Genomic DNA, 11,912 nt, shown 5'->3' with positions numbered 1-11,912 from the left:
ATGAGCCAGGGCAAACCCTTGCTGTTCCTCTTCGCATCGTTGGTGGCAAAGAAGATCTCCCAATTAAACTCGAAGACTTAGAAGCTTGGGGACAATACACCCGGTCGGGTTTCTCCGTTCGTCTCTTCAAGGGAGACCATTTCTACGTCCACCATGCGGAGGACGAACTCTTACCTTGGCTCAGCACGACTCTGGCTAATTTATCGGCGTAACCACTTCAATGAGCTCCAGTCAGTTTCCCACAGGTCGTAAAGTTGATTACCTAAGTTTCGAAGAGTTCGGTGAGCTACTTCGAGAAATGGGCTATCCACGGGCGCGTTGGTGGGAGCGAGTGAGAGCGGAAATCTCCCTACGAGGAACTTTTCAGCAATGGTTCAAAAGGTTGGATGCACATACGGATGACCCGGAGGCAACGAGCCCGGTTTTGGAGATGCATTGCTCACCTCAAGAAAACCTGGTCGATCGACTCACCTTTCCTGAAGACCGCGGCCCGAGCCCGCTTCTCATCCGGTATCCCTATAAAAGCCTAAACCTTATGAGTGAGGGGCTCACCTTTGGGCAACTGGCGAATCGTGGGTCACTGGTTTACAGCAGCAGCTTCACGGTGGCTTTACGGGACGAAACAATCAACCCTCAGCCTTTGATGAGAGCAGCAAAGCTTATTCACAGTGCGGTGATGTTGTGGAGAGAAATAGCGACAGGAAAGCATCTAAGGGGACTTGGTGGGGACGGTCTAGAGGCAGCCTGCCTGCATGATATTTACTCCACCAATCGCATTCCTGCATCGAGCGTTTGTGATGTGCTGGAGCGCCGCCCGTATAGTTCACACATTGTTATCGCATGGGACGGGCTTTTCTTTCCGCTCACGGTTGTCTGTGATGGTGAGGCGATGACGGTATCAAAAATCTTTACCGAATTGCGGCACCTCGAATTAGACATGCGTGACTTAGGGTCTGACGGAAGGCAATGCCCGGTGGGCGCGTTGACCACGATGGAAAGAGATAAGTGGCATTATCTTCGTGAAGAGTTAAGTGAACATCCCCAGTCAAGAGAGTCCTTAGAGCAGCTTGATAGCGCCCTATTTGTCGTTTGCTTGGACCTCGACTTTCAAAATGATAACCGAGATGTGGTTTGGCGCCATTTTCGAGACATGGAAGTTGAGAACCGCTGGTACGATAAAAGCATGCAGCTGATTGTTACAGGCTCAGCAAGCGCGGCGCTCACCTTTGATGAGTCGGCCGTTGATATGCATGTCGCGTCTCAATATGCGGATCGACTCTGGGAGATATACGAACGGGATCATACGGAGGAGACAAGAGCGCTGGTCTTTGCGGATGAAGAAGAATTTGACCATCGCGAGCCTCTGGAGTGGGGGCTTAGTGAGCGGTCTTTATGGAACCTTACGGCTGAAGCATCTTCGGAGCATTCAGAGCGGCGCTCGCGTTGGAAACATAGCACTCTCAAAACCCGGAGTATGGGACGAGATTTCTTTGAACAAGAAGATATTAACCCCGATGCCGTACTGCATATTGTTTTTCAAATGGCATTTAATGCTGTTTTTGAACATCAGCCTATGGGGTTGGCGAGGATGGCACAGACTCGTCATGTCGAAGGGGGGCGCTATTCTTTGATGCCGGTCTTAACGTCGGCTGTTGGACAATTTGTCGATAGCTGTTTAAAGGGTGAGCCGACGCGCGACGATTTCCTGGGAGCTGTTGAGTCTGTGGAAGGCCGCTTAATACGCTTACAGTCTGGCTGGGATCTCACAGGGATGTTTAAAGCGTTAAGCTGTTTCGCATCGGACGGTGATTTGATCGACCGAGTCGAGGCACGGGATGCGTTTCGAGGCGGCTTGTCAGCTAACCCAGTGGTGCAGTTGCTTTTAGAGCCTCAGTGTGTGACCTCAGGCAACCCCGACCACCGAGCTGTGGATTTTGTAATACCTACAACAGCAGGCAGGAATGGCGTTTTGACTGTTTCTTACGTTATTCGACGAGGATATTGCAGAATCGATGTTTGGTCCGAGACTAAAACTCATGAGCACTTGCAGAAGTTCTGTGCTTTGGTGGAGAATGGTCTAAGGCAAATACTGAAGGTGATGGGTGAGCACTAATCCAAATATATTGGTAGCGGTGGTAGATGGCGCCCGGGACTCGAGTTTGACGAAGCAGCTTCTGTCGCTTGACCTTTGTATTTTATCTGATTCAGTTTCCGAGCCGGGATCGAACCCCGATGCATTGCGTTTTGGAGTAGGTGAGTCTGATTTGTCTCGCCCAACGGCTGAGTGGGTGTGGATTCATGAACATCCATCTCTTTCGTGGATAGAATCTCGAATTAAAGCAGGCGGCCGTACTATTTTGGGAGCAAGTGGCGCTCGCGAACTGAACGAGGAAGCACTGCAGCTTCACGACGGGATAAGTTGGTATATTGATTTTTCATTTTGTGCTCCCGATTTCAGTATCGACCAGGCGGCTGATATTTTGGCCGTAGTTTTAGAAAAAGCTGGTCACAACAGCGAACGCGAGCAAAAAAAATTACGTGTAGTGGCTTTGGAAGCTCTGACCAATGCGTGGGAGCACGGTTACGGTGGCGATGAGAGTCAAAAGATTCATGCCATTTATCGGGTAGGCTTAGATGGTTTTCATATAGAGATTTCACACCAGGGTTTAGGTTTTGACGTGAATGATGTACCGGACCCAATGGCTCCTGAAAATTTACTTTCGGAATCTGGTCGAGGTATTTTGATTATGAAGAACACTCTTGATCGGCTGGAATATAGAGATGGTGGTCGAAAGCTTGTGGGCTATAAAGCTTTTAAAAAATAGTTTAAGACGCGCTGTACGCTAAGGAGATAACGATGGATATTGTAAGAGAAGATTTAGAGGGCGTGAGTGTTCTTAAGCCTGTTGGTGATCTTACCAACCATTCCGCTCCGAAATTTCGAAAAGAGCAACAAGGAGTACTCGAAGCAGGGTTCTCAAATGTTGTTCTGAATTTAAGTGAGATTGGCTTATTGAGCAGTATCGGCATCCGAGAGATCATGTCGCTCTATAAAGATTGTGCAGGACAAGGTGGTAAGTTGGTTCTGTGTGAACTTGGAGATCAAGTCTATGATATTCTCGAAACCACAGGGCTGATGACCGTTTTTACGGTTTGTGAATCACAGGACGAAGCGGTCGCGAGCTTCTAAATAAGTGGCATTTCCCGGATTATAATTTGGGGCTTCATCACTTCTGGAAGTCTCACACTCATTCCCAGTAGATACTTCTCTTCAAGCTGACATTGCTCAAAATGCCAATGATACTGAGTGTGCTCACCCTCGGTATGATGAACAACCTCGATACCCATCTCGTCATTTTCGACCATCGAAAAATCAGCAAGTGGAATCGACATCCCCATACCCCGAACTTTGATGTAAGCCTCTTTAAGGGTCCAGTAATGAAAGAATCTCTTGGTGAGTGCGTCGGGGCCATGGGTCTGCAGCTCGGCGAACTCACGTTTTGAAAAAAAACGTTTCGCAATATCAAGGGTAGTGCTTTGACGTTCAAATGCTTCAGCATCGACTCCAACGTGGTAGCGGTCACTGACCATGCAGGCCACCAAGCCTGGGGTATTGGTGAGGTTAAACTCGAGGTATTGGCCGGCTTCAGGGTAACTCACCGAGGGTTTGCCGTAGGAATTGGTTTCAAAAAGCCAGCTTGATGGGGGCGTTGCCACATACTTGGATAGGACTTTGCGACACAGTGCTCGAGTTAGAAGGTAGAGGTCGGAATCCTTCTGAAACATAAAGCGTTGGTAACGCTCTTTCTCTTGTGTGGTAAGCTGATGGAAATACGCTTGCTTGAGGGTGTTTGAATCAAGCCCGCGATCGGTGGCCCACCAAAGGTGGACAGTTTGCGCGTCGAGGCTACTTTCCGTCGCTGATTCCATAGTGTAGGGGTATCAGGAGGATGCAGAACGAGCCAGTTGTTGGTGCTTAATTTAAGAAATCCTTTGAGAAATCGGTGGTTTACTTTCAAATAGGCCGAAGCCGAGGCACACTGTAGATGTGTCATAACTTTTGAACGAGCGATAAAACCTATGCGAATATTAATCGCGGAAGACGACGTAACGTCGCGTAAAATTCTTGCAACGTATCTCAAGCGATGGGGTTACGATGTCGTTCAAACCGCTGATGGCCACGAAGCTTGGGAGGTTTTGTCCGGGAAGAATTGTCCGCAGCTGGTTATTCTAGACTGGGAAATGCCGGGCATCGACGGCGACGAACTCTGTCGCCGGTTCCGTGAACTCGATTCAGAGTACTATGTTTATATGGTTTTACTCACCGGAAAAGACCTCAAAGAAGAGGTCGTTGCCGGTCTTGAGTCAGGCGCTGATGATTATTTAACCAAACCATTTAATGCTTTGGAGCTGCGCGAGCGGCTTAACGTCGGGCTGCGTATTTTAAGTCTGGAAAATAAGCTCAACGAGCAGATCACGCTTGTGACTGAAGCCAACGATAAAATAAACCGTGATTTACGAGCGGCGTCGACGGTTCAGCAAAGCTTGCTACCACGTGATCTACCGAACACATCCGACTACGACTTCTCTTTCTTTTACGAGCCTTGCGAGTACCTCGGCGGTGATATGGTTAGTATCTCGAGGATCGATGACCGTTATACCGCTTGTTATATTATCGACGTGTCAGGCCATGGTGTTCCGTCCTCTTTGCTCTCAGTGACGGTTGGTAATCAGATCAGCTCCCTCAGTAATCTCGCAGATCCTTCCGCAGTCCTGAATCGCCTAAGTCTGCATTTCAAAGACTTGCTTACGAAAACTGAGTTATATTTTACCTTGCTCTACGGGGTGCTTGATCACGAAGACCATGTTTTCCGATTTTGTCAGGCCGGCCACCCGTTTCCAATTGTTCGACGGCAAACCGGAGCAGAGGAAGTGTCATTCCAGGCCAATGTTCCCGTGGGATTTATTGAGGCACAATATGATACATACGAGATCCCGATTGCACCGGGAGAAGACCTGCATATCTACACCGACGGCGTAACAGAAGCGCAGCACATTGAATCTGAAGAACTCTATGGGGTTGAACGATTTTTAGAGCAGCTCTCGTCTGAAGAGTTTGGTGGGCCGACTTCACTCGATAATGCGGTTTCAATTGTTCGGGAGTGGAAAAAAGGCGAGACCTTTCAAGATGATGTATCTCTCTTGCGCGTCTCTAGGTCGAAGTCATAAAGGTTTATTAAACCGCACCTTCAAGATCTTCTTCGAGTTGTTCCCATTGCGCCATTCGCTCAGCCAGTTCTTTTTGTAGCGTTTCGGCGTGTTGCTCGAGTTCTTTGATCTCTTTATCACTGTGACTCATGTAGAAGTCGGATTGTGCCCAGGTGGCATGGATCTCTTCAAGCTCATGCTCAATGATTTCAATGCGCAACGTCGTCTTTTCAAGCTCCCGGGTAAGCTTTTGTCTGCCAGGCTTCTTTTCTTTTTTAATAGCCTTATCACGCGTGGGTAGGGGTGATTTCTCTTTGACTGGTTTCTTATTTTGAGAAATAGCGACATCTGTATTCAGATGGTCCTCGCCTAAGTGACCGAGGTATTCTTCGTAAGTTCCATTGTAGACATGGATACCATCTTCTTTAAGCTCGAGAATACGTGTGGCAAGCTTAGATACAACGTGCCGGTCGTGAGAGACAAAGAGGGTGGTACCCTCATAGCCCAGCACCGCGTCACATAAATTGTCGATAGATTCTAAGTCGAGGTGGTTGGTCGGCTCGTCGAGGAGCATGACGTTGGGGCGGTCGGCCATGAGCCGAGCAAAAATAAGACGCGCAGCCTCACCGCCGGAGAGTTGGCGAATTTTTTTATCGACATCATCGCCAGAGAAGAGAGCACGGCCAAGAATCCCTCGAACTTCACTGGTGGTGTCGCCTGGGCGTGCTTCCCATACATATTGGAGAACACTGTCCTTGGGCGATGTGAGTAGGTCGCGGTGATCTTGTGGGAAGTAGCCTAGGTTGACTTCGTGGCCCCAGGTAAACTCACCGCTGTCTGGCTCGAGTTTACTTGCGAGAATTTTGAGAAGTGTAGATTTGCCAATTCCGTTGGGGCCAATGATCGCGAGCCGGTCACCACGCCTTAAGCTGATATCGACATTCTTAAGAACAACATGGTCTCCATAAGCTTTGTCGAGTTCCTCAATTTTTAGAACATCTCGGCCGCTTGCACGAGTCTGTTGGAAGTTTAAGCGGGGATGACGCCGTGATGAGGTCGGAAGTTTTTCGACCACAATTTTATCAAGCTGTTTCTTTTTACTTTGAGCTTGCCGGGCCTTGGTCGCTTTGGCCTTGAACCTGTCAACAAAGGCTTGTTGGTGAGCTATCTGTTTTTCTTGTTTTGAGATTTGTTTTTCGCGCCGTGTTCGCTCTTCCACTTTTTGATTGGTAAAGGCGGTGTAGTTGCCGGGGTATTCGATAATCGTATCGTAATCGACATCAAGAATATGGGTGCAGACGCTATCGAGAAAAAACTGGTCGTGGCTGACGACGACGACTGTACCGCGAAAGTCTTTGATGAACCCCTCTAGCCAACGAATCGAAACAATGTCGAGGTGGTTGGTCGGCTCATCCAGCAGGAGGGCATCAGGTCTAGCGGCCAATGACTGAGCCATGAGAACACGCAGCTGAAAACCGCCAGAGAGCGTAGACATGGGTTGGTGATGCTTAGATGATGGAATTCCAAGACCTTCTAAAATCTCACCAGCTCTCGACTCAAGGGTGTAACCGTCGTGCTGGAGAATGATATCTTCAACTTTGGAATAGGCATCGCTGTCGAAGGTGTCGTTTTTTTCGGATTCTGCAAGGAGGGCGTCGCGCTGATGAAGTGCTTGGTAAACAACCTCATCGCCCATCATAGCAACATCGAGAATACTTTGTTCGAGTGACCGAAACCGGTCTTGCCTTAAAAAACCAAGGCGGCAGGTATTGGCGACGATGCGTTCGCCGGTTGAGTAGTCTTCTTCCGCAGTGAGAATCTTTAAAAATGTAGATTTCCCTGAGCCATTGGCTCCCACGATGCCGTAGCAGCGCCCTGGAGAGAACGTGATGGTAACATTCTCAAAGAGAATGTGTTCCCCGTAGGTTTTGGTGAGTTGGCTTACACTGATCATAACGTATTTCCGGCGCTCGGCTTATCGCACAAAGATTTAAGCTTCACCAGAGGGTGTGCACGTGGTTGGTGCAGGAAGTTGATAAAGGTAAATAGGTGACTTGTAGAGGTCGCTGGCACGGCTATTGGCCATAGGTTCGTGGCCTGGAAGCGCAAATGTGTGGCTTAAGAGGTATCGTTGACCTGGCCCAAGAGACTGTAAACACTCAGCTATTTTAGTCATCCCCCCAGGGTAGAGGTAGCTTACGAATAATTTCGCCGGGCTCAGGTCAGCTTTCAAGAAGTCGGAGCGCTCAAAGCGTAGGTTCTTGATACCAAGTAGACGCGTTCGGATAACGGCAATGGACCAAGGAATAGGTGATATTTCAAAGCCCGTCACCTGTAGATGCGGGTAATGCTTGGCCAAGGGAATGGCCAGAGTGCCAAACCCAGAGCCAAGCTCGAAGATTTCGCCAGACTCAAGTGGTGGGAGATGCTTGATGAGTTCGCGGCGAACGGCGTGAGAGCTGGGCATCGGTGAAATACCATAAACCAAGGTATGGCGAATAATAGAGACGGCTACACCCAGAACCATCGCGAGCACACCGATTTCCCATAACGATAGAAGAGTCACTTTGACGATACCATTTTCAGTTTGGCGATAAGGGCCTTAAAATGCTCGAGTACTTCGTCTGGGTTGGCTGGGTCAAATCGACCTCGCTCCTCGGCGACCAAGAGCTTGGAGAGAACTGGGACCTCACGGGAGTCCCCAGTAAAAGATAAAGCGACCGCGCTGACCTCCCGAGTTTTTGGGTGAGCGGATTCCAGCAGTGGGATGAGGGCCTCGACGGCTTGTCGTTTGTAGAGGCTATCTGCAGGACCGTGTTGTGCGGCTTGGCCAATGGCATACGCGCTGAATACACATCTTTCGCGTAGCTTCTCTTCGGTGCCCAGGCATTTTTCGCGTTGAGCGCTCAGCCATTTGACCAAGGGGCCAACACCGGAAGAGTGTTCGAAATGTGCCAATTGAGTCATCGCGGCAAGAGAGACCTGCGGATCGCCATCATGGATCAGTGTCTGAAGATCGTGGGCAGATTTTTCAGGCCCGAAGCAGATAGCCATCTCGACGGATGCTTTTCGAACTTTTGCATCTGAGTCCATACTCGCTTTTTTAAAAGCAGCCGGAGCACTGCGTTCTCGTCTAAACGGGCGACGCAGTTTTCGGTCACGACAGCCTTTACCGTAGCTCTGAGCAGCCTGTGCGCGAATCGCGGGTGATGCATGAGAGAGCTGATTTAAGACTTGAACGGGGTCATTTGCCAGCGAGTTTGGAACACCAAAGGTGAGCGTGAGAAGCCATAACAATTTCATGGGAGGAATGTGCAAACTCGCAACTCTGATGTCAATTGCTGGCAAATTAGCTTCTAGTAGTTTTTTAATTTTGTTTATCGGTATAGGATAGCCCGTTGCTGCTTTTGTGATTGGGCCACCAAGCTAGACGCACTGCGGCATTTTTAAGAATTGAATCAGACCTGGCGCGATGCAAGGTCATTTGGGAGTTGGACGATGAAGTCGTTGGTTGGGTCAAGAATTCTAATACTCATTTACGTCTGTGCATTTGCTTTGACGGGTGTGGCTTGCAGTGGTGATGATGATGGTAATGACTCTGATGCCTCAGAAGCGTCAGACAACAGTGATGCGTCAGATGCGAGTGACGCGGCCGACGCCAGTGATGCTTCGGACGTAGCGGACGCAAGTGAGGCCTCCGATGCAAGTGACCCAGCAGACCCATCGGGCTCATCAACAGATGATTACGAAGTTATTGAATGTGCCCAAGCGCTTCCTGAAATTCAGGGCTGCGAAGTGGTTGACCTCTCGACCAATGCTGGAGCTGGCAACAGCGTGCACACCCATTTGCGTGGACGGGTTTTAGGCGCCGATGCTGTTTATGAGGGCGGTACCGTCGTGATCAATGGTTCAGGAGATATTACCTGCGTTGGCTGCGATTGCGACGCTGCATCTGAAGGTGTCGTCACCGAAATCGTTTGCCCGTCCAGCGTGATTTCACCGGGGCTTATCAATGCCCATGATCACATCGGTTGGATTCAGAAGTATCCAGCAAGCTGGGGCGACGAGCGCTATGAGCACCGCCATGACTGGCGTAAGGGCTTACGTGGTCATACTAAAATCTCAGCCGGCAACAGTGCAGGCGGCGACCAAAAGATTTGGGGCGAGCTTCGTCAGCTGATGTCGGGTACCACTTCATTGGCCGGTTCAGGCAGTGCAACAGGATTACTACGTAACCTCGATTTAGTTGCTGACATGGGTGCCATCGGACAAAACGATGTTGATTCGTCCACTTTTCCTCTGGGCGACTCGTCTGGAGGTCTTATTTCCGACAACTGTGCTTATCCCAATTTGCCTGGTGAAAACGTATTGTCGGAAGACAGTTGGTCACCGCACGTAAGTGAAGGTATCGATGCGGAAGCACGCAACGAATTTCTATGCATCAGTTCAACTGCTCGAGGTGGCGTGGATGTGACCGAGGCCAATGGCGCCTTTATTCATAGTATTGCTCTCTTAGCCATGGATGGCAGTGAGCTTGCATCGAATGGCACCAGCGTTATTTGGTCACCCCGTTCTAACATTTCGCTTTATGGTAATACCGCTCCTGTTACGATGCTTGCTCAGCAAGGCGTACGTATGGGTATGGGTACCGACTGGATGCTTACGGGTTCCATGAACATGCTTCGAGAATTAGAGTGCGCCTCGTACCTGAACCAAAACCAATTTGGTGGTTACTTTAGTTACCGTGCTCTTTGGGACATGGCGACAGGTGGTTCTGCTGGAGCGATGGCCATTGACGATGTGCTTGGAGCTCTACGAGCTGGCCTTAAAGCGGATATCTCAATTTACGATGGCCGCGATATTGAAGACCCATTTGAGGCTGTTGTAAAGGCGAGAGCTGCAGATGTACACTTGGTTATGCGCGGCGGCGAATTGCTCTACGGCGATACACCGGTGATGGAAGCGGTCGCTTCACTTCAAGGTAACAACACCTGTGAAACCATTCCCGGCGACGTTTGTGGTAATCCACGAAGTGTTTGCTTAAACCAAGATACCGGTAAGACTTATACTTCCTTAGCTGGAGTCAACAGCGAGTCTTATCCACTTTTCCATTGTGATGCTCCGGCCGATGAACCCAGCTGTGTACCTGCTCGTGTCGGTGAATACACCGGTGTGGTGACTGCAGCAGATCCTGACGGGGATGGCTTAGAAGGAGATGCGGACAATTGTCCCTCTATTTTTAACCCTATTCGTCCACTGGATGACGGCACACAGGCCGATTTTGATATGGATGGTCTTGGAGATGTCTGTGACCCCTGTCCGATGGATGCAGACACCGAAGATTGCTCCACACCGGACCCCAACGACCGCGATAACGATGGTGTGGCAAATCTTGTAGATAACTGTCCGTCTATGAGTAATGCCGACCAAGCAGATGCAGATGGTGATGACATCGGAGATGTTTGTGACCCTTGTCCAGAAGCTGCTAACCCAGCGGGCGCAGGATGTCCTGCATCGATTTATGAAGTTAAAACTGGTGAGGTTGCAGAAGGCAGCCAGGTCTCTGTTACGGGCGTGGTTACTGCAACAATTGAAAGCCGATTCTTTCTACAAGTTGCTGAGGCCGATTGGGACGCGGAACAAGGTGTCCTAAACAGCGGTATCTATGTTTACATGTCTGCTTCGCAAGTTGATAACACCGCTGCAGTTGTCGTGGGTGATTCGATTCGCATCGATGCCACGGTCTCGAGTTATTATGGCCAGATCCAGTTAAGCGGAGTGTCGGGAATTGATGTTCTTGCACAAGGTCAGGCGATTCCTGAACCTGTAGTTGTCGAGCCTGCCGATGTGATGACTGGCGCAGCAGATGCAGCGGCTCACGAGGCCGTACTTATTTCAGTAACCGGTGCTGTTACCGCAACCACGGCTCCTGCGGGCCCTGGCGACCAAGATCCCAACGGTGAGTTTTTACTCGATGGATTGCGCGTCAACGACCTCTTCTATGCCATTGAAGGTGTTGAGGTTGGGGATTCACTCACTCTGGTTGGCCTTCTTCGCTATGCCAATGGTGATTACAAGCTTGAGCCTCGGGCTGAGGATGATGTGAGCTTTAACGGTTTATCGGCAGCCTACCTAACAGACTTTGGGCCCGCTATTATTTTTCTAGAACCAGGAGATGGCGACGCCACGTATCCTGAGCTAACGCTTGAGCTAAATCGTGAAGCCGACATGGACGGCGTGACGGTTAACCTAAGTTCGTCGAACTCGGCATTGGCGACCGTCCCGGCAACAGTGGTGATTGCAGAGGGCCAGAGCAGTGTTGTGGTACCGGTGACGGGCGTTGTTGCTTCGGATGAGCCGGTAACATTAACGGCTACTTTGGGTGAAGTTTCTTTGACCGCTACGGCGAATGTCTTGAGCGCTGATCGGTATGCATTTGTTGAATCAGCAGAACCAGCATCTATTTTGATTGCACCGAATGGTTCGGCTGAAATTACTGTGACGCTGGATACTCCGGCGCAGTCTACAGGTTCTACGGTCTATATGTGGAGTGAGAACTCTTTGGTGAGCGTTGCTGAGGAGGCGGTTATAGAGGCGTTTGGAACCGAAACAGTCGTAACGATTGAGGCAGGCGAGGTAGCCGGAAACACCGAAGTGTATCTTGGCACGACTAAGGGAAACCTTGTTACTGTTGATGTTGAAGT

At 49.8% G+C, this 11,912-nt stretch carries 10 protein-coding genes; 6 read left to right on the top strand and 4 right to left on the bottom strand.

Features of this window, described 5'->3' with window-relative positions; genetic code table 11:
- From HOK28_15960 to HOK28_15945, 4 genes are all read left to right on the top strand, one after another.
- A partial coding sequence (locus HOK28_15960; GenBank protein ID MBT6434595.1) for a thioesterase occupies positions 1 to 212 on the top strand: 212 nt, incomplete at its 5' end.
- A gap of 8 nt (positions 213 to 220) precedes the next feature.
- Complete coding sequence (locus HOK28_15955; GenBank protein ID MBT6434594.1) at positions 221 to 2,113, top strand: hypothetical protein; 1,893 nt, start codon at positions 221 to 223, stop codon at positions 2,111 to 2,113.
- A complete protein-coding gene (locus HOK28_15950; GenBank protein MBT6434593.1) occupies positions 2,103 to 2,825 on the top strand; it encodes an ATP-binding protein in 723 nt (240 codons plus the stop codon). Before HOK28_15955 ends, HOK28_15950 begins: the two co-directional genes overlap by 11 nt.
- Positions 2,826 to 2,857: 32 nt before the next feature.
- Positions 2,858 to 3,190, top strand: a complete 333-nt coding sequence (locus tag HOK28_15945) for an STAS domain-containing protein (protein ID MBT6434592.1) — start codon at positions 2,858 to 2,860, stop codon at positions 3,188 to 3,190.
- On the opposite strand, the gene HOK28_15940 is transcribed toward HOK28_15945, so the two are convergent.
- A complete protein-coding gene (locus tag HOK28_15940) occupies positions 3,187 to 3,930 on the bottom strand; it encodes a 4'-phosphopantetheinyl transferase superfamily protein (protein MBT6434591.1) in 744 nt (247 codons plus the stop codon). The two genes, HOK28_15945 and HOK28_15940, sit on opposite strands and share 4 nt — an antisense overlap.
- A gap of 150 nt (positions 3,931 to 4,080) precedes the next feature.
- Here HOK28_15940 and HOK28_15935 point away from each other — a divergent pair, with 150 nt between their 5' ends.
- Positions 4,081 to 5,229: a SpoIIE family protein phosphatase gene (locus tag HOK28_15935; protein ID MBT6434590.1), complete on the top strand. Its 1,149-nt coding sequence runs from the start codon at positions 4,081 to 4,083 to the stop codon at positions 5,227 to 5,229.
- A 7-nt stretch (positions 5,230 to 5,236) separates the two neighbouring features.
- Here HOK28_15935 and HOK28_15930 read toward each other — a convergent pair whose 3' ends face one another.
- From HOK28_15930 to HOK28_15920, 3 genes are read right to left on the bottom strand one after another with little or no spacing between them, the layout of a single operon-like run.
- Positions 5,237 to 7,162 (bottom strand): ABC-F family ATP-binding cassette domain-containing protein, encoded by a 1,926-nt coding sequence (locus HOK28_15930; protein ID MBT6434589.1) that lies wholly within the window; start codon positions 7,160 to 7,162, stop codon positions 5,237 to 5,239.
- A gap of 36 nt (positions 7,163 to 7,198) precedes the next feature.
- A complete protein-coding gene (locus HOK28_15925) occupies positions 7,199 to 7,774 on the bottom strand; it encodes a methyltransferase (GenBank protein ID MBT6434588.1) in 576 nt (191 codons plus the stop codon).
- Positions 7,771 to 8,511: a HEAT repeat domain-containing protein gene (locus tag HOK28_15920; GenBank protein MBT6434587.1), complete on the bottom strand. Its 741-nt coding sequence runs from the start codon at positions 8,509 to 8,511 to the stop codon at positions 7,771 to 7,773. Before HOK28_15920 ends, HOK28_15925 begins: the two co-directional genes overlap by 4 nt.
- A gap of 195 nt (positions 8,512 to 8,706) precedes the next feature.
- On the opposite strand from HOK28_15920, the gene HOK28_15915 reads away from it, so the two are divergent.
- Positions 8,707 to 11,912, top strand: a 3,206-nt coding sequence (locus HOK28_15915) for an amidohydrolase family protein (GenBank protein MBT6434586.1), incomplete at its 3' end; no start/stop codon positions are given.

The organism is Deltaproteobacteria bacterium, assembly GCA_018668695.1.
Lineage (GTDB): Bacteria > Myxococcota > XYA12-FULL-58-9 > XYA12-FULL-58-9 > JABJBS01 > JABJBS01.
This window is presented reverse-complemented; position numbering and strand designations above follow the sequence as displayed.